The 19,078-nt window shown below is 63.5% G+C and carries 21 protein-coding genes and 1 tRNA gene; 10 read left to right on the top strand and 12 right to left on the bottom strand.

The window, feature by feature from the left end; translation table 11 throughout:
- Window positions 1–7: 7 nt before the first annotated feature.
- The 4 genes from ABID59_RS31350 to ABID59_RS31335 form a co-directional block, all read right to left on the bottom strand.
- Window positions 8–1,279 (bottom strand): PQQ-dependent sugar dehydrogenase, encoded by a 1,272-nt coding sequence (locus ABID59_RS31350; RefSeq protein ID WP_354085936.1) that lies wholly within the window; start codon window positions 1,277–1,279, stop codon window positions 8–10.
- A gap of 343 nt (window positions 1,280–1,622) precedes the next feature.
- Window positions 1,623–2,609 carry an NAD-dependent epimerase/dehydratase family protein gene (locus tag ABID59_RS31345; RefSeq protein WP_354085935.1) on the bottom strand — a complete coding sequence of 329 codons (987 nt, stop codon included), beginning with the start codon at window positions 2,607–2,609 and terminating at the stop codon, window positions 1,623–1,625.
- Window positions 2,610–2,774: 165 nt separating this feature from the next.
- Window positions 2,775–3,029, bottom strand: a complete 255-nt coding sequence (locus ABID59_RS31340) for a hypothetical protein (protein ID WP_354085934.1) — start codon at window positions 3,027–3,029, stop codon at window positions 2,775–2,777.
- 366 nt (window positions 3,030–3,395) lie between these two features.
- Window positions 3,396–3,470, bottom strand: a tRNA-Gly gene (locus tag ABID59_RS31335).
- 274 nt (window positions 3,471–3,744) lie between these two features.
- On the opposite strand from ABID59_RS31335, the gene trxA reads away from it, so the two are divergent.
- Together trxA and ABID59_RS31325 are read left to right on the top strand one after the other, a co-directional pair.
- Window positions 3,745–4,668, top strand: a complete 924-nt coding sequence (trxA, locus tag ABID59_RS31330; protein WP_354031200.1) for a thioredoxin — start codon at window positions 3,745–3,747, stop codon at window positions 4,666–4,668.
- Window positions 4,669–4,701: 33 nt separating this feature from the next.
- Window positions 4,702–5,379 carry an LON peptidase substrate-binding domain-containing protein gene (locus ABID59_RS31325; RefSeq protein ID WP_148752783.1) on the top strand — a complete coding sequence of 226 codons (678 nt, stop codon included), beginning with the start codon at window positions 4,702–4,704 and terminating at the stop codon, window positions 5,377–5,379.
- Between the two features lie 12 nt (window positions 5,380–5,391).
- Here the strand turns inward: ABID59_RS31325 and ABID59_RS31320 are convergent, their stop codons facing one another.
- The 6 genes from ABID59_RS31320 to ABID59_RS31295 form a co-directional block, all read right to left on the bottom strand.
- Window positions 5,392–7,893: an EAL domain-containing protein gene (locus ABID59_RS31320; RefSeq protein ID WP_354085933.1), complete on the bottom strand. Its 2,502-nt coding sequence runs from the start codon at window positions 7,891–7,893 to the stop codon at window positions 5,392–5,394.
- A gap of 234 nt (window positions 7,894–8,127) precedes the next feature.
- Complete coding sequence (locus ABID59_RS31315) at window positions 8,128–8,718, bottom strand: cytochrome b/b6 domain-containing protein (protein WP_354085932.1); 591 nt, start codon at window positions 8,716–8,718, stop codon at window positions 8,128–8,130.
- Window positions 8,719–8,814: 96 nt separating this feature from the next.
- Entirely contained in the window at window positions 8,815–9,093 is a 279-nt protein-coding gene (locus ABID59_RS31310; RefSeq protein ID WP_354085931.1) for a PepSY domain-containing protein, read from the bottom strand.
- A gap of 211 nt (window positions 9,094–9,304) precedes the next feature.
- On the bottom strand, window positions 9,305–10,117 hold the full coding sequence (locus ABID59_RS31305; protein ID WP_354085930.1) for an SDR family oxidoreductase: 813 nt from the start codon (window positions 10,115–10,117) through the stop codon (window positions 9,305–9,307).
- A gap of 3 nt (window positions 10,118–10,120) precedes the next feature.
- Window positions 10,121–10,918, bottom strand: a complete 798-nt coding sequence (locus ABID59_RS31300; RefSeq protein WP_354085929.1) for a crotonase/enoyl-CoA hydratase family protein — start codon at window positions 10,916–10,918, stop codon at window positions 10,121–10,123.
- A 40-nt stretch (window positions 10,919–10,958) separates the two neighbouring features.
- The gene (locus ABID59_RS31295) at window positions 10,959–11,309 is read right to left on the bottom strand and encodes a hypothetical protein (protein ID WP_354031203.1); all 351 of its coding nucleotides are present in this window, start codon (window positions 11,307–11,309) and stop codon (window positions 10,959–10,961) included.
- Between the two features lie 91 nt (window positions 11,310–11,400).
- Here ABID59_RS31295 and ABID59_RS31290 point away from each other — a divergent pair, with 91 nt between their 5' ends.
- Both ABID59_RS31290 and ABID59_RS31285 read left to right on the top strand, forming a co-directional pair.
- Window positions 11,401–11,931, top strand: coding sequence for a TetR/AcrR family transcriptional regulator (locus tag ABID59_RS31290; protein ID WP_354085928.1), 531 nt, complete (start codon window positions 11,401–11,403; stop codon window positions 11,929–11,931).
- A 69-nt stretch (window positions 11,932–12,000) separates the two neighbouring features.
- Window positions 12,001–12,198: a Trm112 family protein gene (locus ABID59_RS31285; protein ID WP_148752775.1), complete on the top strand. Its 198-nt coding sequence runs from the start codon at window positions 12,001–12,003 to the stop codon at window positions 12,196–12,198.
- 28 nt (window positions 12,199–12,226) lie between these two features.
- Here ABID59_RS31285 and ABID59_RS31280 read toward each other — a convergent pair whose 3' ends face one another.
- Window positions 12,227–13,444 (bottom strand): ubiquinone biosynthesis hydroxylase, encoded by a 1,218-nt coding sequence (locus ABID59_RS31280; RefSeq protein WP_354085927.1) that lies wholly within the window; start codon window positions 13,442–13,444, stop codon window positions 12,227–12,229.
- A 139-nt stretch (window positions 13,445–13,583) separates the two neighbouring features.
- On the opposite strand from ABID59_RS31280, the gene tesB reads away from it, so the two are divergent.
- Complete coding sequence (gene tesB, locus ABID59_RS31275; RefSeq protein WP_354085983.1) at window positions 13,584–14,447, top strand: acyl-CoA thioesterase II; 864 nt, start codon at window positions 13,584–13,586, stop codon at window positions 14,445–14,447.
- A gap of 3 nt (window positions 14,448–14,450) precedes the next feature.
- Here the strand turns inward: tesB and ABID59_RS31270 are convergent, their stop codons facing one another.
- On the bottom strand, window positions 14,451–15,338 hold the full coding sequence (locus tag ABID59_RS31270) for a DUF4339 domain-containing protein (RefSeq protein WP_354085926.1): 888 nt from the start codon (window positions 15,336–15,338) through the stop codon (window positions 14,451–14,453).
- A 235-nt stretch (window positions 15,339–15,573) separates the two neighbouring features.
- Here ABID59_RS31270 and ABID59_RS31265 point away from each other — a divergent pair, with 235 nt between their 5' ends.
- From ABID59_RS31265 to ABID59_RS31245, 5 genes are all read left to right on the top strand, one after another.
- Window positions 15,574–15,912 (top strand): P-II family nitrogen regulator, encoded by a 339-nt coding sequence (locus tag ABID59_RS31265; protein ID WP_008142802.1) that lies wholly within the window; start codon window positions 15,574–15,576, stop codon window positions 15,910–15,912.
- A gap of 137 nt (window positions 15,913–16,049) precedes the next feature.
- Window positions 16,050–17,351: an ammonium transporter gene (locus tag ABID59_RS31260; protein WP_354085925.1), complete on the top strand. Its 1,302-nt coding sequence runs from the start codon at window positions 16,050–16,052 to the stop codon at window positions 17,349–17,351.
- 41 nt (window positions 17,352–17,392) lie between these two features.
- A complete protein-coding gene (locus tag ABID59_RS31255; protein WP_354085924.1) occupies window positions 17,393–17,707 on the top strand; it encodes an ArsR/SmtB family transcription factor in 315 nt (104 codons plus the stop codon).
- Window positions 17,708–17,748: 41 nt separating this feature from the next.
- On the top strand, window positions 17,749–18,099 hold the full coding sequence (locus tag ABID59_RS31250; RefSeq protein WP_354085923.1) for an SRPBCC family protein: 351 nt from the start codon (window positions 17,749–17,751) through the stop codon (window positions 18,097–18,099).
- Window positions 18,100–18,139: 40 nt separating this feature from the next.
- Window positions 18,140–18,742, top strand: coding sequence for an ATP-dependent Clp protease proteolytic subunit (locus ABID59_RS31245; protein WP_148752769.1), 603 nt, complete (start codon window positions 18,140–18,142; stop codon window positions 18,740–18,742).
- Window positions 18,743–19,078: the final 336 nt, after the last annotated feature.

The following is a 19,078-nucleotide window of genomic DNA, read 5'->3' as shown; positions in this document are numbered from 1 at the left end:
TGTCGCGCTACTTCTTGCTGTAGCTGATGCGATAGATCGCGCCGGCCCAGTCGTCGGCAACGAGGATCGAACCGTCCTTGGCGAGGATGATGTCATCGGGGCGGCCGAGATAGCCCTGGTCACCCTCGATCCAGCCGGAGGCAAACACCTCCTGCTTGGCGTTCTTGCCGTCGGGCCCGACGATCACGCGCACGATGCGGCCGCCCTGGTACTTGTGGCGATTCCAGGAGCCGTGCTCGGCGATCAGGATGTTGTTCTTGTACTCGGCGGGGAACTGGTCGCCGGTATAGAACTTCATGCCGAGCGGAGCGACGTGGGCGCCGAGATTCAGCACGGGCGGCGTGAACTCGGAGCATTTGTGGCCCATGGCGAACTTCGGATCGGGAAGGTCGCCCTGGTGGCAGTAGGGATAGCCGAAATGCTCGCCCATCTTCGAGATCATGTTCAGCTTGTCGGAGGGGAGGTCGTCACTGACCCAGTCGCGGGCGTTCTCGGTGAACCAGTATTTTCCGGTGCGCGGATCGACGTCGCCGCCGACCGAGTTGCGAACGCCGAGCGCATAGACTTCGGCATTGCCGGTCTTGGGATCGACGCGCCGGATCTGCGAGAGACTGGTCGGGGGAACGCCGACGTTGAAGGGCGGTCCGAACGGAATGTAGAACCAGCCGTCCTTGTCGGCCGCGAGGTACTTCCAGCCATGCGCGGCATAGGACGGCATGTCGTCATAGACGACCTTGCCTTCGCCGGGGTTGTCGAGCTTGTTTTCGACGTCGTCGTAGCGGATCAGCTTGTCGACCGCGATGACATAGAGCGCACCGTCCTTGACGGCCAGACCGGTGGGCATGTTCAGCCCCTTGAGGATGGTCTTGACCTCTTTCTTTCCGTTGTTGTCCTTGATGGCATAGACGTTGCCGAGGCCGAACGAGCCGACGAACAGCGTGCCCTTGTCACCCCAGGCCATCTGCCGCGCGGCCAGCACGCCGGAGGCGTAGACCTCCATCTTGAAGCCCGCCGGCAGCTTCACCTTCTTGATGATGTTGGCGAGCTCGGCATCGGAGGCGCCGGTCGGCGGACCCGAGGGCGGCGCGAGACCCTTCTGCGCCTCGTTCTCGTCGCCGAGGAACCAGTCATCCGGCGGATGGGTCCAGAATTCCTTGGTGCCGGATTCGTACTTCTTCAGCGCCCGGTCTTTGTCCTGCTGTGCGTTGACAACGCTGGTCCCGGCAAGAAGGGCCACGGCCGCAAGCGCCAACACGGATCGATGGATCATCGATTTCATCGCGTCACTCCCCAAAGGCAGCCGTCAGGGCTGCACGTTATTTTGTTCTGATAGTCGAGAGGCGAAGTTCGGAGTCTGTCAGAGAGGCAGACCCAAAAAGGTTAGCACATCTACGACCGGAGAGAAGCGCGTCGCATGCGTTGCAACTGCCCTCCGCGACGACGACAAGCTCGCTGCAACGCGAAATCGAGATGGCGCATGCCTCTTTTGAGAGCAGCAGAATGGTCGACCAATCCAAAAACGCGAAAACAACCCCATGCACAGTAGAACGGCGGAAGCCGGACAGTGCCCGGTGACACCGGCCACACGTCTGAAACATCGTGCGAATTGACGAAAGCGGCGACTATTTGGCGACGGGATACGGTCCATCGTCGAATGGCGTGTCGTGATAGCCCTTCGCTCCCACCTCGCGCGCCAGGGAGCTGCGGAAATCGGAGCCATCGCGCAGGCTGCGCAGCACATGGGCGAAATCGAATTCCGGATGCCAGCCCAGCTCGCGCCGCGCGCGATCGTTGACATAGACGCGATCGATTTCGGGAAATAGCCGCCAGCCGCGCATCGCATAGAACTCGGCGCAATCCGGATAGAGCTCGCGCACGACACCGGCCGTGTCGCGGGCGAGCGCCGCGAGATGGTGTTGTCCAAACGGGGTTGTAGCCGAGACGATATAGCGGGCGAACCCGATCTCCGGCGCGCGCACCGCGGCGAGCAGATGGGCGCTCACCGCGTCCGCTATATCCAGCCGTCTATAGAGCAGCTCGTTGGCTTGCGCATTGTCCAGCGGGTAGGCCGACCGCATTGCGGGATCGTCGTCGTCCTCCGGAAAGAACCGCGAGGTCCGCAACACCACGACCGGAAGCCGGCGCTCGCGAAAGAACAGCTCGCACAGATTTTCCGCCATCAGCTTTGTGGTGCCGTAGATGTTCTTCGGGATCGCCGGCAGGTCCTCGGTGACCCACACCGCGGCCTGGCCCGCCTCCGGCCGGAGTTGCGAACCGAATGCACTGGTGGTGCTGGTGAAGACAAAGCTCTTCACGCCGGCCGCCGTGGCCGACTCGAGCAAATTGAGCGTGCCGGTGACGTTGGTATCGACAAAGTCCTGCTTGCTGTGGGTCGCCACATGCGGCTTGTGCAGCGTCGCGCTGTGGATGACGGCGGTGACGCCGTCCATCTGCGCCCGGACGAAGCCCGGATCGACGATCGAGCCGACCGCGTCGGTGAAGGGCGATGCCTTCAGGTCGATCCCGCGCGCGGGCGACGCGCGACGCCGGAGCGTCCGGAGAATGGCCTCCCCCAGGTGGCCAGCGCTGCCCGTGACCAGGATTGTCATGTGAGACCGAAGCTAAACGCTCGCCTTCCCTGAAAGCGGGTTTGCGCAGCAAACCGATGGACAGCCCTCTTAGCGGGCGACGCCGTCAAGGCCGGAAAGCGCCTTTGGCCTTTGCGACGTTGCGCAAATAGCCGCGCGTCGCAAAATCCCCGAATGGATCAAACGTCAAGGGCGGCTTTCGCGAAGATAGCGCGCCTGAAGGCGCACGGCCTGAACACGATCCAAAATCCCGGCGCGCTGAAGCGCGACGATGGTATTCTCGATGGGATCGAATTTCACGTCATCGCCGGAGAGCCTTGTCACGTGATGGGCAAAGACATCGTTCGAGGTTACGACCACCGCTATGTTGTTGGCAGTCGCCAGCCTCTGGATCACGCCAGCAGTATAGTGGGGCTTGGTCGCGGAACGTTGGGCGGACATGGACTCTCCTCCTCCCCAACATAGTACGCCGAGGCCTGAAAATCCATTAAGCTGCACCCTTCAAGATGTCTTTAAGGGCCCGTAAACCCCTGAAAACCCTCGAAATTCCTGGTGCTTTTTCCCAAGGGGCCGGGGCCTTCTGGAAGGCCGACACGGGCAACAGAAACTTCCATCTGGATCAAGGGTTGGGAGTGGGCCGGTGTTGGACGTTTTGTTAGACGCTGCGAAAAGCGCAGACAGCGAGACGCCAAACGAGACGGCCCAAGCCTAACAGCTGCTTGTGCTTTCCCATCGGGAATATTTGGCAACCTCATGCGATGCTCTCCGGGATTGGAGAGCGCTTCACAGTATCAGCCTGGGAAAAACTGGAGCGGGCGAAGGGGCTCGAACCCTCGACCCCGACCTTGGCAAGGTCGTGCTCTACCACTGAGCTACACCCGCATCCTGTGTCGGTCGCGTGACGCGCCGGCAACGGCTGTCGTATGCCAAAAGCGGACGGCGAATGCAACAGCTACCGGCGGCATAGATTCGCTTTCGGAGCCCCAATATGAGCCCGAACCCGGCCGAATCGCCCCCAAACATCCCGGAACCGCCGAATCGACGCCGGTGGATTGAAATTCGGCCGACCCGGCCCAATTTTAGGGCCGACACCGAAGCATATGCGATGGCGACGTGCTAAAGACCCGCCATTCCAGACATCAGACGAGGGGATCCCGTGACGATCATCGACCAGGGTAACGGAGCCGCAGTCCCGGCTGCGGCCGATCTGATCAAGGACACCACCACCCAGACCTTCGTGAAGGACGTCATCGAGGAATCGAAGCGCCAGCCGGTGCTGATCGACTTCTGGGCGGAGTGGTGCGGTCCCTGCAAGCAGCTCACGCCCGTGCTGGAGAAGGCGGTCAAGGCCGCCAAGGGCAAGGTCAAGCTGGTCAAGATGAACATCGACCAGCATCCGGCGATTCCGGGCCAGATGGGCATCCAGTCGATCCCGGCCGTGATCGCCTTCGTCAACGGCCAGCCCGCCGACGGCTTCATGGGCGCGGTGCCGGAGAGCCAGGTCAATGCCTTCATCGAAAAGCTGACCAAGGGCGTCACTGCGCCCGGCGAGCCCAACGTCGCCGAGATTCTGCAGGAGGCCGAGGCCGTTCTCGCCGAGGGCGACGCCGCAGCCGCCGCGCAGATCTACGCCGAAGTGCTCCAGTATGATTCGACCAACATCGCAGCACTCGCCGGCCTGGCAAAATGCTACGTCACCTCCGGTGCGATGGAGCAGGCCAAGCAGACGCTGGCCATGGTACCGGAATCCAAGCGCAACGATCCGGCGGTGAAGGCCGTGCAGGCCGCGATCGATCTCGCCGAACAGGCGGAACAGCTCGGGCCCATCACCGAGCTGGAACAGAAAGTCGCCGCAAATCCGCTCGATCATCAGGCACGCTTCGACCTCGCCACCGCGCTGAACGCGCAGGGCAACCGGGTCGCCGCCACCGAGCAGCTGCTCGCGATCGTCAAGCGCGACCGCAAATGGAACGACGACGGCGCCCGCAAGCAGCTGGTGCAGTTCTTCGAGGCCTGGGGCGGCACGGATGAGGCAACCGTCGAGGGACGCAAGCGGTTGTCGACGATCCTGTTTTCATAAGGAAAACGTGCCGGCGACGTCAGCGGGGACCAGATGCCGATCAACATCGAATATCGCGGGCCCGCCGACCTTCCGGAAATCATTCCGGTGTTTCCGCTGCCGGGCGCGTTGCTGTTGCCGCGCGGCCAGATGCCGCTCAACATTTTCGAGCCGCGCTATCTCGAGATGGTCGACGACAGTTTTCGCGATGGCCATCGCCTGATCGGCATGATCCAGCCTGATGCGGCGCATTCGCCAAAGAATTCCGACAGACCGGCGCTGTTCCGGGTCGGCTGCGTCGGCCGCATCACCCAGCTCGCCGAGTCCGGCGACGGCCGCTACATCCTCGAGCTCACCGGCGTCGCGCGCTTCAGGGTGCTCGAGGAGCTCGAGGTGCTGACCGCCTACCGCCAGTGCAAGGTCGATTTCTTCGCCTTCACCGACGATTTCACCGCGCGGATGGGCGAGGACGAGGTCAACCGCGAGGCGCTGCTGGTGGCGCTGGCGGATTTCTTGAAGGCCAACAATCTCAAGGTCGACTGGGAAGGCGTCGAGAGCGCGCCCAACGAGGCCCTCGTCAACGCGCTGGCGATGATGTCGCCCTATGGCCCCGCCGAGAAGCAGGCGATGCTGGAAGCGCCTGACCTGAAGACCCGCGCCGAGATCCTGATCGCGGTGACCGAGATGGACCTCGCCAAGAAACGCACCTCGGGCGATCCGCCGCTGCAGTGACCGCCTGAATACTCACGCAGCGCGGATGGCTGCCCTGGCACCTCGCCGCAGCAATTTCGCGACGCTGGATGCAGGCATCGGCCGGCTGAAATAGTAGCCCTGGGTTTCGACGCTTCCCTCTTCGCGGAGAATGTCCAGCTGCTCCTTCGTTTCGACGCCTTCGGCGGTCGTCGTCTTGCCGAGGCTGACTGCGAAACGAACCACCGCTCGCGCGAGGTGCTGCGCCTCTTCGCTCGCGCTGGATAGCTCGTTGACGAAGCTGCGGTCGATCTTGATCTTGTCGAATGGGAATCTCTGCAGAAAGCTCAGCGATGAATAGCCGGTGCCGAAATCGTCGAGCGCTACTCGCACACCGAGCTCGCGCAGTTGACCGAGTGCTGCGAAGACGGCTTCGCTATCATGCATGATCACCGTCTCGGTGACCTCGAGCTCAAGCCTGTGCGGCGCAACGCCCGAACCGGCCAGCGCGCCGATAACGACCGCGACAAGCTCCTTGCTCCTGAATTGAGCGGGAGACAGGTTGATCGCAATTCTGAGATCGGCAGGCCATTTGGCGGCTTCCGCACAGGCGGTCCTCAAGACCCATTCTCCCAGCGGCACGATCAAGCCGGTCTCTTCCGCAAGCGGGATGAATTCGCTGGGCATGACCAGACCTCGCTTCGGGTGATGCCAGCGTAGCAGGGACTCGAAGCCGCGGATCTCGCCGGTCGTGGCAACGACAAATGGCTGGTAGTGGAGCTCGAATTCACCGCCGGCAATCGCATCCCGCATGTCGCGCTCCAGGTTGCGTCGCGCATGCATGAGCTCGTCGAGTTCCGGCTCGAAGAAACGGAACGCGCCACGTCCGCCACTCTTGGCCGAGTAGAGGGCGAGATCCGCGCTCTTCATGAGCACGTCGGAATCATCGCCATCGCGCGGCGCGATGGCGATGCCAATGCTGGTGCCCACCGTGACCCGATGATCGCCGAGATCGAAGGGTTCGCAGAGCGCCTTTATGATCCTTTCGGCAAGCGAGGCCGCCTCCACGGCCGGGTTGGTCACGTAGTCGATCACCGCGAACTCGTCGCCGCCGAGGCGGGCGATCAACGCGGTTTCCGTAGTGCAATCGCGCAAACGCGCCGCGACGGCGCGCAACAGGGAATCGCCCGCCGGATGTCCCAGCGTGTCGTTGACTTCCTTGAAGCGATCGAGATCGAGCATCAGCACCGCAAGATCGAGGCCGCCATTGCGCGTAACTGCAATGGCATGCTCCATCCGCTCTCTGAGCAGCACGCGATTCGGCAGATCGGTCAGCGCATCGTGTTGCGCCATATGAGTGATCTTGGCCTCGGACCGGCGCTGCTCGGTGACGTCGAGATGCGTCGCCACCCACCCGCCGCCGGCCATTGGCTGCCGCGTGACGCAGATCAACCGCCTGTCCGCGAACTCGTCGATCCTGCTCGAGACCGCATCGAACGGCAACGCGGCCAGTTTCGAGACGAATTGCTCGGCCGCGCCCTCGCTTGTGTCGCCCTTGAGGATACCGTTCACAATGCGATGCCGGATGATGTCGGTATGTGGTGTCCCCGTTCTCAGCAATTCCGGCGGCAGCCGGTAGAGCCGGGCATAACGCTCGTTGCAGATGACAAGTCGCTTCTCCGCATCGAACATGCAAACGCCCTCAACCATATTGTTGATGGCCGTATCGAGCCTGAGCTTCTGCTCCTGGAGCTCTCTTTGCGAACCTTCGAGTTGCTGCCGGGCGATCGAAAGCTGGCCGATGATTTCCTTGAATCTGCTGGTTCTGGTCGCAAGGCGCGAATCCGCCAGCACACCGACAAGGCTCATCCCGAGCACTGACAGGGCCACACCCGCGATTGCCACGGCGAGGAAGGCGGGAGAAAGCGACAAGGTATCGTTGTTCAGCGTCGGGTCCGGAACGATCTGCACAGCCCCCATGGCCGTGAAGTGGTGCGACACGATGGCGAGCGTCAGCAGCAACGCGGCGGCGAAGGTCCCCCACTTACCCTTGTGACCCAGGGCGATCGCGAGTGCAGCGTAGCCCAGCAACATGCCGAGGGCGATCGAGATGAACACCAGCCCGGGCGACCAGGTCACGCGACCCGGCACTTCGAGGGCCCACATGCCGAGATAGTGCATGCTCGCAATACCAGCGCCGATGATGCCGCCGCCGGCAGCTGCGCGCCATCGGCCGGAGTAGCTGACCGCAACGCCAAAACCGGCCGAGGTCAAGATCATCGCGGCCGCGAGCGACAGCCCTGTCAGCGCGATGCCGTAACCGGTCTGGACGCCAGGCTCGTAGGCGAGCATTGCAACAAAATGCGTAGCCCAGATTCCGTAGCCGATGGCGGCGCCTGCGATCGCAATCCAGATCAGCCGCCTCCTGGCTCGCGAGGCAATCGCGCGATGAAAGATACTGACGGCCACGATGCTTGCAGCGAAGCAAACCAGGCCGGCGAGCATGACAAGCCGCCAATCATGCTCGGCTGTGAGGCAGGTAAAAACGCGGAACATTGAAATCGCTCCCCCGTCAATGCTTCGACAATTGATCGGAGTGAGCTTTCGCCGCGTTAATTTTCCACAATGCCCGGTTGCATGCCTATCGTGAGGTAAACGTTGCTCGGCAAAGCCGCCAACGGGCGGTAGTTCGGTGCGGGTGAGGGGTTCAGCTCCCGTGAAACTACGTGGCTTATATGCGCTGCGGGATAACGGCGGTGCAATCATTCCGTCCAGGACAACACATCCCGCTCAGGGATGATGGCGGATGCGTTTTCGTCCCGTGATCATCGCGCGAATCAGATTCTCGCGTTGGAGCATTCCCATCAGCACTACGCCGGCGACGTGCAGCACGACGAGGATCATGACGGCGTCCGACGCATAAGCGTGGGTGTCCTCGATCCACCAGACGCCGAAGAAGGTGACGGTCACCGACATCGCGCCCGTGATTGCCGAGACTGCGAGCGACAGTAGCAGCGCGACCAACATCAAGGTGCCGGCAGGATTGAGCCCGATATAGCGGCCGGTGATGCCGCGTCGCAGATTCCAGAGATAGAAGGGCGCCGCGCGGAGCCTGACACCGATCACGCGAAAGCGCGAATAGCGGCTTCCCCAGAATCCCCAGACCAGACGGAAGGCCAACAGCCCGATCACGCCATAGCCGACGATGCGGTGAAGCCCGTCATAGACGGTTGGCGTGAACCACGCGACCAGAACGCTGACCGCGAGGGCCCAGTGCCAGAGGCGCAGCGGAAGGTCCCAGACCTCGACCGTCCGCGAAGTGGCCTTGTCCGCGGGGGTCCTGTTGGACGCCCCGCTCGCTTCGGGTACCGCTTCGTTCATAAGCCTCGGTTCACCTTGCGCCGTTCACTTAACGCGGATCACTTGGCATCAGTTCACTTGGCATCAGATCACTTGGCGCAGATCACTTGGCGCAGATCACTTGGCAATCGTGTGCTTCAGGCTGAGATCTTCCGGGCTGTAGAACAGCTCGTAGAGCTTGCCTTCCTTGACGCCATAGACCTCATAGCACGAGCCTTCGATCTTGGAACGCCGCACCTCGTAGCCGGCCGCCTTGGCCTTGGCTTCGGCATCGCCAGCCGGCCTCCACGATGCCTTGTCGAGCTTGGTGCAGTTCTTGAAACCGTCGGCCATCGCCGTCGACCCCATGCCGATCCCGACCGTCAGTGCAATGGCAACAATACGAATGACTCTCACGAACGTCTCCTCCTCTGCCGTGTGCGCGAAGCGCGCCCGAAGGAACCAAAGGAGGAGGTGAAGTCAACTCGGCGCGGGGACCGGATTCCTTTAGAGATATTCTAACGGTCGTCAAAAGATCAGCGCCCTCCGTGCACAGCGCATGTTTTGGCAGCCCGCTGCGGCCTTAAGCCTCACGGCTCGGATTCGTCCGCGAACGTGGCGAAGTTCGCTAGGCCGCATGGCGCGCGCCGGGATACTGGCGTCGCAGCCAGTCTGCCCAGGCGAGGCGCCCGCGCACGCCCTGACTGACGACAAAGCCCATGCCGCGCGCTTTTGTCTCGGACATGGCTATCGGCAGGATTTTTCGATGCAGGCCTCGCGCATCCCGATACTGGCCGGCCAGCGCGGCGACGCTGAGATCTTCGGGACCGCCAATCTCCGCGCGCTCGCCGCGCGCCCCGTCGAAGGCGCATGCCACCACGTGATCGGCAACATCGGAGGCATCGACGGGATTGAAGGCCGTCGTCGGCATCGGCCACAGGGGAAGCCAGGCGAGGCCCGCAAGCATCTTGTCGAGCAGATAGTAGAACGGCATCGCGCGAACGACGGACCAGGACAGCGCGGAAGCGCGAACCAGCTGCTCGCCGGCGAGCTTGACCCGTGCATAGGGCAAGGTGGCCTCGTCGAGCCCGACGATCGACACATGCAGGAAGTGGCGCACGGATTGCTCCTGGCAAAGCGACAGCAATCGCTCCGTTCCCTCGACATCCACGGCGGAAGGGGAACTGAAGAAATCGACCGGCCGAATACCGCCTCGCCGCGCGATCGGCGAATAGGTCGCCGCGCTGATGACGGTGTCGACGTCGCGCAACGCGTCCCGCAAGCCGGCGCCCGTGGCAAGATCGCCCCTGGTCCATTCGACGTCCGAGCGGGCCTTCGGTGATCTCGCAAACAATCGGACGCGATGTCCATTGCGAATGAGGCGATCGACGATCTCCCTGCCGAGATGGCCGGTGCCGCCGGTGACGAGTGTCAACGCCATGCTTCAGCTCCATCGTGGTGCGCGGTTCTCAAGATTGCTGCTGACGGCCTCGACATGATTGGGGGTGCCGAGCAGCGCGGCCTGCTCGGCGGTCTCGGCGGCGAGGCCTGTGGCGACGTCCGAGGTCGCGGCGAGATTGAGGAGCCGCTTGGCAGCACGCACGGCATCGGGGCTGCGGCTTGCGATCTCGTGCGCGACTGTCAATGCGGCGGCCAGCGGATCGTCGGCAAGCCCTGTCGCAAAACCATAGGCCAGCGCTTCGTCAGCCGAAAACACGCGGCCGGTATAGGTCAGCTCGCGCACGACATCTTCGCGGGCGAGGTGGCGCATCAACTGCGTGCCGGCCATGTCGGGCACCAGTCCCCATTTGGCCTCGATGACGGCGAGCCGTGTCGCCGGCGCCAGATAACGAAGGTCCGCGCCGAGCGCGAGCTGGAACCCACCGCCGAAGGCGACGCCATGGACCGCGGCAATCACCGGCACTGGCAACTCGCGCCAGAGCCAGACGAGATGCTGCGCATAGTTTGCGATGCCGTGGCTTCGCTGTGTCAGGTCGGCTGACGGGATCAGCGAATCGCCTTTCGTCGTCGCCAGAAGCCGGTCCAGATCGAGGCCCGCGCAGAACGCCCGCCCTTCGCCGGAGAGAATGACGGCGCGGACCTCCCTGCGCGCACCGAGCTGCGCTCCGGCCGCGATGAGCGCCTCGAACATCGCGGGATCGAGAGCATTCATCTTGTCCGGGCGATTGAGCCGGACATGGGCCACGCCGTCCACGATGGTCAGCCGAACACGATCTTCCATGACACCGCTCCGCTCGAATACGTGACCGGCCGTTCCGGCGTCAGTAGCCGGCCACCGCCATCACCACGACCACACTCAGCGCCATCCAGCCAAAGTGCCGGCCGCGTGTCGCCCATGCGTTGGCGCAGGCAGAGAAGCCGAACACGCAGACCATGGTGATGACGATCCAGCGGCGCGCCGGCGCGGACTCCATCCACGGCGTCGCGATCAGGAGCATGCCGCAGCCGATCCAGGCGACGGTCGAGGCCTGCCAGACCAGGCGGATCAGGGTGCGGAGCCGCGGTGGCTCGATCGTGGCGCGGGGAAAGACCTTGGTCTCGCCGAGGATGCCGTGGATGAGGGCCACCAATATGGCGAGGATTCCGGCGCACTGGAGCAAGAGATCACGCATCGGGGCCTCCATACATCTGTGTACGGTGAGATAGACGCTGGCGCGACACCTGTCAATACACTAGTGTATGGTCAGAATTTCGGAACCTGACATGACCGACCAGCTCTGCGCCGACGACTGGATCAAGGAGGGCCTCAAGGCGCTCACCAAAAGCGGCTTCACCGCGCTGAAGGCCGATCCGTTGGCAAAGGCCATCGGCGTCTCCCGCGGCAGTTTTTACTGGCATTTTGCCGATCTCGGCGCGTTCCATGCGGCCGTGCTGAAACGCTGGCGCGAGATCGCGGCCGAAGAGATCATCGCCGGTGTCGAGGCCGACACCGACGAAGCGCTGACGGCGCTGCTGCGCAGGACGTTTGGCGCCCGGCTCGATCTGGAGCGCGCGGTGCGCAACTGGGCGGCGTTCGATCCGGCGGCGCAAGCGGCCGTCCGCGCCATCGACCGCCGCAGGCTCGACTATATCGAGGCGCTGCTGCAACGACGCGGATTCTCCGCGGCAACCGCGCAAGGACGAGCGCAGATCCTGTACTGGACCTTCCTCGGCTTCGCGCTGTCGGGCCCGCCGGTGCCGCCCGCGCGGCTCCAGGGCCTGCTCGACGAGATCCAGAAGATGATTTCCGCCTGAACGCTCCGGCCGCCGCAATGGGCGGAGGCGATTTTCTATGCTACATGCAACCGATCGCCGGAGATCCTGATGAACGCGCCCACCGAACGCCCCGAACCTAGCGTCGATCCAAAACTGCTGGAGATCCTGGTCTGCCCGCTGACCAAGGGCCCGCTGGAATTCGATTCCGCCAAGCAGGAGCTGATCTCGCGCAGCGCCAGGCTCGCTTACCCGATCCGCGACGGCATCCCGATCATGCTGCCGGAAGAGGCGCGCAAGATCGATTGAGGATAGCGAACAGGGAATGGCGAGTAGCTCACAGCGCCTCGCCCTTCAGCAACTTCGGTATCTCACCCGTCAAGCCCGCCGCCTGGCGGATGAAGAGATTTTTCAGCGGCGGGGTGCGGTCGACGATGCCGAGGCCGATGTCGCGCAACGAGCGCAGCAATGTCGACTTGTTCGAGAACAGGAAGTTGAGCGAGTTGGTGGCGACGCCCATCGCCATGGTGTCGAAACGGCGCCAGCGCTGGTAGCGATCGAGCACGTCGGCGCCACCGAGATCCATGCCGAGCCGCGCGGCATCGACCACGACCTCGGCCAATGCGGCGACATCCTTCAGCCCCATGTTGAGGCCCTGTCCGGCGATGGGATGAATGACGTGCGCGGAATCGCCGACCAGCGCCAGGCGCTCGGCCACGAAGGAGCGCGCCACGAAATAGGACAGCGGGAACGCACGCGGCTTGTCGAGCGCCTTCACCTCACCGAGGTGCAAACCAAAGCGCTGCTCGAGCTCGCCGTGAAATTCTTCTTCGCTTAAGCCAATGATGCGCGCGGCCTCTGCGCGGCGCTCGGTCCACACCAGCGACGATCGCTTGCCGGTCAACGGCAGGATCGCAAACGGACCCGCGGGCAAAAAGTGCTCTTCGGCGCGGCCTTCGTGATCACGCTCGTGGCCGACGGTGACGACGATGCCGGATTGATCGTATTCCCAGCCATGGGTGGCGATGCCGGCGCGCTCGCGCAGCTTTGACTTGGCACCATCGGCCGCGACCAACAGGCTTGCGGCAATCCTGCTGCCATCGCCGAGCATGACGTCAATGCCGCCGGCGCTGGTATCGTACGACGCAACGGTCGTCGCGCGGAGATCGATGCCTTCAGCTTCGGCGCGGACAACCAGTGCATCGATCAGGCGGCGGTTCTCGACCATGTGCGCAAAGGGCTCGCCGGGCGCGACATCGCCGGCGAAATTCAGGAATGCCGGACGCGTGGCGTCCTCGAGCTTGGAATCGGTGATGACCATGTCGAGGATCGGCTGGGCCTCAGCCTTGACATCGTCCCAGGCGTCGAGCGCCTCGAACAGCCGGCGGCAGGCCGCGACGATGGCGGTCGCGCGGGGATCGCGGCTCGGCCGTGTGGCGAGCGCGGGGTCGGCGACGATGACGGGAATCTCGGATCCGAGCCCTTGGCGCAGCGCCAGCGCGAGCGCCAGGCCGGCAAACGCGCCGCCGCCAATGACTATGCTACTCTGTGACATACTAAAAATTCCCGGCCAATTCTTGGACTTGCTAGCAGACTTGAGGTGGGCGAAACAGTGCGGTGAAACAAGGGCGGAACGCCCCATTGTGTCATTCCGGAGCAGCGAGCCGGCACTGACGATGCGAAAGCTGAATCCGATGTCCAAAGGCCTGATCGACCTGATCTCGATCCTCGATCTCGAGCAGCTCGAGGTGAACTTGTTCCGCGGCAACAGCCCGAAGACGAGCTGGCAGCGGGTGTTCGGCGGGCAGGTGATCGGACAGGCGATGGTCGCGGCCTGCCGCACCGTCGAGGGCCGGCTGCCGCATTCGCTGCATTGCTATTTCATCCTGCCGGGCGATCCGCAGATCCCGATCATCTACCAGGTCGAACCGCTGCGCGACGGCAAGAGCTATTCGACGCGCCGCGTCACCGCGATCCAGCATGGCAATGCGATCTTCTCGATCATGGTGTCATTCCATGCCGAGGAGGAGACCGCGTTCGACCACCAGGAGAAGATGCCCGAGGTGCCGCCGCCGGAAAAGCTGACCGCGGAGGAGGTGGCGAAGCAGCCGATGTTCCGCGAGATGCCGGACTTCATCCGCCGCTACTACGAATCGGATCGCCCGATCGAGCTGCGCCCGGTCGAGCTCGGCCGTTATTTCGGCCAGAAGATCGAGGACGGCCGTATCCATGTCTGGATCAGGACGGCGGCGACGCTGCCGGACGATCCGGCGCTGCACATGTGCGCTCTCGCCTATGCCTCGGACTTCTCGCTGCTCGACGCCATCATGGCGCGCTACGGCCGCACGCTGTTCGACAAGCGCATGATGCCGGCGAGCCTTGACCACGCGATGTGGTTTCACCGCCCGTTCCGCGCCGACGAATGGCTGCTCTACGCGCAGGATTCGCCGAGCGCCCAAGGCGGCCGCGGCTTGACCCGCGGCTCGATCTTCAAGCCCGACGGCACGCTGGTCGCCTCCGTCGCGCAGGAAGGCTCCGTGCGCGAGCGGAGGAGCTGATCGCTAGAGCGACCCGCGCGGCGCGAGCTCGGTCTGGGATGCGAACCAGTTCATGATCCAGCGATAGATCCACGGGATCGGGATGATGAAGCCGCACAGGATCGCCGCCACGATCCCGCGCCAGAGGATCCCGAGCCCGCTGCCCCTGAAGATGATCTCCCGGCGTGTGCCCTGGATGTTGCGATACATCCAACGCAGCTGGGCTGCGGCGACCCAGGCCCATCCGATGATGGTGATGATGGAGATCGCGAACAGCAGGTTCCAGCCGATATAGCCCAGCACCGAACCGGTGAAGCTCAGGCCGACGGGCTGCCCGTTGGAGGCGATGTTCGCGACCATCCATTTCAGCAGCATCCAGTAGAGAACGATCTGGGCGATATAGAGTGCCGTGCTCAAAATCTGGATGCCGGTGTAGCCTACGACAATCGCCAGAACGATGAAGCCGAAGAACCACGGCACGATCGCCATGGCAGTGCCGGTGAAGGAGAGGTTCGGCCGGCCCGGGACCCTCACGCAGGACACGATCCATTGCGTGTACCAGACGAACAGCCACGGAATCGGGATGATGAAGCACGAGCCGATCAGCATCACCAGCGTTCGCCAGGTGAAGTCGAGGATACCGAAATCGACCGACAGCGATCCGCCGGCCGCGCTACCCGCACCGGTATAGCCACCGCCGCCCATCAACGGCGGCCCTCCGGCCGGAGTGATCGGCGGCGCGCCGCCACCAATCAATCCCGGAATTTCGGCCGCCTTCTGCCAGCCCGCCATGCCCTCGGACCACACCAGCGTATCGCCGCGCACGACGCCTTGGGCGATCAGGTCGCGGAACTGTCCCTCCGGGTAGGGCCCCTGCTGCTTGCCTTCGGATGCGTAGAACCAACTCGCCATGACGCGCCCCCCCAAAATACTTTTGTACCGCTGGGCAGGTGCGGGTTCACCACATCCATGCCAAAATGCATTGTGAAGGATGAACGGCTGCCCTGTACAGAGGCGGCCGTTCACACCTCCGAACGTTTTTCCGCTTCAACCTGCAAGTTTTTTGTGCCATTTGCCCGGAAAGATGCCAGATTGACGCAGCGCCGGGGACATACGGCGCGGCGCATCCCGGGAAACAGGCCTGATCATGAAACTCGTCGTCGCGATCATCAAACCTTTCAAGCTCGATGAGGTCCGTCAGGCCCTGACGGCGATCGGCGTCCACGGCATGACCGTGACCGAGGTGAAGGGCTATGGCCGTCAGAAGGGCCACACCGAGATCTATCGCGGCGCGGAATATGTCGTGAACTTCCTGCCGAAGCTGCGGATCGAGATCGCGGTCGCCTCCGACGTCGCGGACAAGGCGGTCGCCGTGATCACCGCGACCGCCCGCACCGGGCAGATCGGCGACGGCAAGATTTTCGTCACACCGATCGACCACGCGCTGCGCATCCGCACCGGCGAGACCGACAGCGACGCGCTCTAAACTTCTTGTCTTGACGCGTTTTCTTCACGCGAACCGGTATCCACTTCGCTCGAAAACGCTCTGATACAGCCTTGTTCGATCGCACCGGGCAACGATGCCACAGCGTGCGACGTCAATTGATGCCCGGGGGGAATGACATGGCGGGATTGTTGCGCCGCGCAGCTGCTATGGCTGCGCCGATCGGATTTGCTTTGGTCATGGCTTCGCCGGCACGCGCCGCGACGGGCGAGATCAACACCGCCGACACCGCCTGGATGATCGTCGCCACCGCGCTGGTGCTGATGATGACGATCCCGGGGCTTGCGCTGTTCTATTCCGGCATGGTGCGCAAGAAGAACGTGCTCGCGACCATGGCGCAAAGCCTTGCCGCGGTGACGATCATCTCCATTCTCTGGGTCGCGTTCGGCTATTCGCTGTGCTTCGTCGGCGGCGGGCCGTGGATCGGTTCACTCGACCGCTGGTTCCTCGCCGGCATGACCATGGACAGCGTCAACCCGGCAGCGAAGACGATCCCGGAAGCGCTGTTCATGCTGTACCAGATGACGTTCGCCATCATCACGGTGGCGCTGGTGGCGGGCTCGGTCGCCGACCGGATGCGTTTCTCCGCCTATCTGCTGTTCTCGGTCGCCTGGTTCATCTTCGTCTACATTCCGCTGGCACATTGGGTGTGGGGCGGCGGCTTCCTCAACAGCATGGGCGTGCTGGATTTCGCCGGCGGCCTCGTCGTGCATCTGTCGGCCGGCACCGGCGGCCTCGTGGCGGCCAAGGTGATGGGGCGGCGTTACGGCTATGGCACCGAAAATCTGTCACCGTTCGATCTCTCGCTCGCGGTGATGGGCACCGGCCTGCTGTGGGTCGGCTGGTTCGGCTTCAACGGCGGCTCGGCCGGTGCTGCCAATTCGCGCGCGGTGATGGCGATCATCGCGACGCATCTGGCGGCCTGCTCCGGCGCGCTGACCTGGGGCGCGATCGAATGGTCGACGCGGCGCAAGCCCTCAGTGCTCGGCATGATCTCGGGCGCAGTGGCAGGCCTCGGCACCATCACGCCGGCTTCCGGCTTCGTCGCACCGTGGCACGGCATCGTCATCGGCATCGCCGCAGGCGGAATCTGCTACTGGGCCTGCACCTGGCTGAAGCACCGCTTCGACTACGACGATTCGCTCGACGTGTTCGGCGTCCACGGCATCGGCGGACTGACCGGCACGCTGCTCGCCGGCGTGTTCGCGACCAGCGCGATCGGCGGCACGGCCGGCCTGCTCGAGGGCCATCCGCAGCAGCTGCTGATCCAGCTTTACGGCGTCGCCGTCACCTTCGTCTGGTCGGCGGGCGTGAGCTTTGTCCTGCTCAAGCTGGTCGGCCTGTTCGTGCCCCTGCGCGTGTCGCGCGAGCACGAGCTCGAGGGCCTCGATATCTCGCAGCACGGCGAGGCGCTTCAGTAATCGGGCTTGCGCAACACATAAGTACGTGCTTATGTGTTGGCATGATCGAAGCCGATATCTTCAAGGCGCTGGCCGACCCGACCCGCCGTAAAGTCTTTGAGAAGCTCGCTGGTGGCAGCCTGAATGCCAGCGCTTTGCGCGACGGCTTGGAGATCAGCCAGCCGGCGATGTCGCAGCACCTTTCGGTGCTGCGCGGGGCTGGCCTGGTGCGCGAACAGCGGCAGGGCCGTTTTGTGAATTACGCAGTCGACCCGGACGGGATCGTGGCCATCGGGGCATGGCTTGCGCGCTACCGCGCCTACTGGCCGAAGCGCATGGAAGCACTCGCCGATCTCCTCAAGGACATGGATCAATGAGGACTTGGATCAATGATTTGGATCAATAAGGACCTGGTTCAATGAGCGACGCCGTGAAGCCTGATCCGTCCGACGCAGACCTTGTGCTCGAATATGACTTCGATGCACCGCCGGCAAAGGTCTGGCGCGCCGTGACCATTCCGGCCTTGCGCGAGCGCTGGCTGCCGGATTGCGACCTTGCGGGCGCCGAGCCGGAATCTACGATCGCAGGCGAAGAGGTGCGCTATCGGCTTCGTGATTCAGAGCCGCCGTTTCGCGAGAGCCACGTCATCTTCCGGATCGAGCCGAACGAAGACGGCGGCACCCGCTTCCGCATTATTCAGCAGGCCTGCGATGTAACGCTGCCGCAGCCGGCCAACAGCAATTGCTGCCTGATGCGCGCGGCAGCCTAACAACAAAAGACTTCATCACCTGCAGACATGGAGGTCGCCGATGCGCGACATGCTTCAGCTCGTCCCTATGGTTGTCGAACAATCCGCCCGCGGCGAACGATCCTTCGACATCTATTCGCGGCTCCTGCGCGAGCGCATCATCTTCCTCAACGGCGAGGTCAATGATGCGATGTCGGGACTGGTCTGCGCGCAGCTGCTGTTCCTGGAGGCGGAGAATCCGAACAGGCCGATCAATCTCTACATCAACTCCTATGGCGGCGTGGTCACCAGTGGCCTCGCCATGTACGACACCATGCAGTTCGTCAAGGCGCCGGTTCATACGCTGTGCATGGGCACTGCGCGCTCGATGGGCTCGTTCCTGCTGATGGCCGGCGAGCCCGGTCACCGCGCCGCGCTGCCCAATGCGAGCCTTCACGTGCATCAGCCGCTCGGCGGCTTCCAGGGCCAGGCGTCCGACATCCTGATCCATGCCAACGAAATGCAGGAAACCAAGCGGCGCATCACCCGGCTCTACGCGCAGCATTGCGGGCGCTCCGAGGCGGAGGTGGAACGGACCCTGGACCGCGACCACTTCATGACCGCGCAGCAGGGGGTCGAATGGGGATTGATCGACCGGGTCTTTGCGGAGCGCGAGCCGGCCTGACGGTCCAGGTCGGTTGCGCGTATCCCGTGAGCATGCCGCGAGCCGCTTCGATATTTCACAGCACGGCGACACCCTTCCGCCAGCATCTTCTGTAGTCAGTTACCTCTCAGCTGCCCGACGCGTGAGCAGCAAATGTGTCGACAGCCTGTCATGCCTGCTTTTTGATCAGGCCTGACCAGGGATTGAGCGCGACGTAATGGCGCACTGCACCGCAATGCTCGCCAAACGCGAAAAGCCCCGCTTTCATAGTCCGTTAGGCAAGCCGCCCGATCTGGCACGGCATTTGATTCTAACGGTCCTGGCTGTGCCCGCGTAGTGAACTTCTCCCTCGTGGCG

The organism is Bradyrhizobium sp. S3.3.6 (genome assembly GCF_040546905.1).
Lineage (GTDB): Bacteria > Pseudomonadota > Alphaproteobacteria > Rhizobiales > Xanthobacteraceae > Bradyrhizobium > Bradyrhizobium cytisi.
Note: the sequence above shows the minus strand (reverse complement) of the source record. Positions and strands in the feature narration are given on the sequence as shown.

What these genes read in the sequence shown, in the direction of transcription:
- ABID59_RS31270 (WP_354085926.1), bottom strand. Translation starts at nt 15,338, where the DNA reads ATGGCGAGTTGGTTCTACGCATCCGAAGGCAAGCAGCAGGGGCCCTAC.
- ABID59_RS31280 (WP_354085927.1), bottom strand. Translation starts at nt 13,444, where the DNA reads ATGTCACAGAGTAGCATAGTCATTGGCGGCGGCGCGTTTGCCGGCCTG.
- ABID59_RS31315 (WP_354085932.1), bottom strand. Translation starts at nt 8,718, where the DNA reads ATGAACGAAGCGGTACCCGAAGCGAGCGGGGCGTCCAACAGGACCCCC.
- ABID59_RS31265 (WP_008142802.1), top strand. Translation starts at nt 15,574, where the DNA reads ATGAAACTCGTCGTCGCGATCATCAAACCTTTCAAGCTCGATGAGGTC.
- ABID59_RS31340 (WP_354085934.1), bottom strand. Translation starts at nt 3,029, where the DNA reads ATGTCCGCCCAACGTTCCGCGACCAAGCCCCACTATACTGCTGGCGTG.
- ABID59_RS31345 (WP_354085935.1), bottom strand. Translation starts at nt 2,609, where the DNA reads ATGACAATCCTGGTCACGGGCAGCGCTGGCCACCTGGGGGAGGCCATT.
- ABID59_RS31350 (WP_354085936.1), bottom strand. Translation starts at nt 1,279, where the DNA reads ATGAAATCGATGATCCATCGATCCGTGTTGGCGCTTGCGGCCGTGGCC.
- ABID59_RS31305 (WP_354085930.1), bottom strand. Translation starts at nt 10,117, where the DNA reads ATGGCGTTGACACTCGTCACCGGCGGCACCGGCCATCTCGGCAGGGAG.
- ABID59_RS31245 (WP_148752769.1), top strand. Translation starts at nt 18,140, where the DNA reads ATGCGCGACATGCTTCAGCTCGTCCCTATGGTTGTCGAACAATCCGCC.
- ABID59_RS31260 (WP_354085925.1), top strand. Translation starts at nt 16,050, where the DNA reads ATGGCGGGATTGTTGCGCCGCGCAGCTGCTATGGCTGCGCCGATCGGA.
- tesB (WP_354085983.1), top strand. Translation starts at nt 13,584, where the DNA reads ATGTCCAAAGGCCTGATCGACCTGATCTCGATCCTCGATCTCGAGCAG.
- ABID59_RS31255 (WP_354085924.1), top strand. Translation starts at nt 17,393, where the DNA reads ATGATCGAAGCCGATATCTTCAAGGCGCTGGCCGACCCGACCCGCCGT.
- ABID59_RS31325 (WP_148752783.1), top strand. Translation starts at nt 4,702, where the DNA reads ATGCCGATCAACATCGAATATCGCGGGCCCGCCGACCTTCCGGAAATC.
- ABID59_RS31295 (WP_354031203.1), bottom strand. Translation starts at nt 11,309, where the DNA reads ATGCGTGATCTCTTGCTCCAGTGCGCCGGAATCCTCGCCATATTGGTG.
- ABID59_RS31290 (WP_354085928.1), top strand. Translation starts at nt 11,401, where the DNA reads ATGACCGACCAGCTCTGCGCCGACGACTGGATCAAGGAGGGCCTCAAG.
- ABID59_RS31285 (WP_148752775.1), top strand. Translation starts at nt 12,001, where the DNA reads ATGAACGCGCCCACCGAACGCCCCGAACCTAGCGTCGATCCAAAACTG.
- ABID59_RS31250 (WP_354085923.1), top strand. Translation starts at nt 17,749, where the DNA reads ATGAGCGACGCCGTGAAGCCTGATCCGTCCGACGCAGACCTTGTGCTC.
- ABID59_RS31320 (WP_354085933.1), bottom strand. Translation starts at nt 7,893, where the DNA reads ATGTTCCGCGTTTTTACCTGCCTCACAGCCGAGCATGATTGGCGGCTT.
- ABID59_RS31300 (WP_354085929.1), bottom strand. Translation starts at nt 10,918, where the DNA reads ATGGAAGATCGTGTTCGGCTGACCATCGTGGACGGCGTGGCCCATGTC.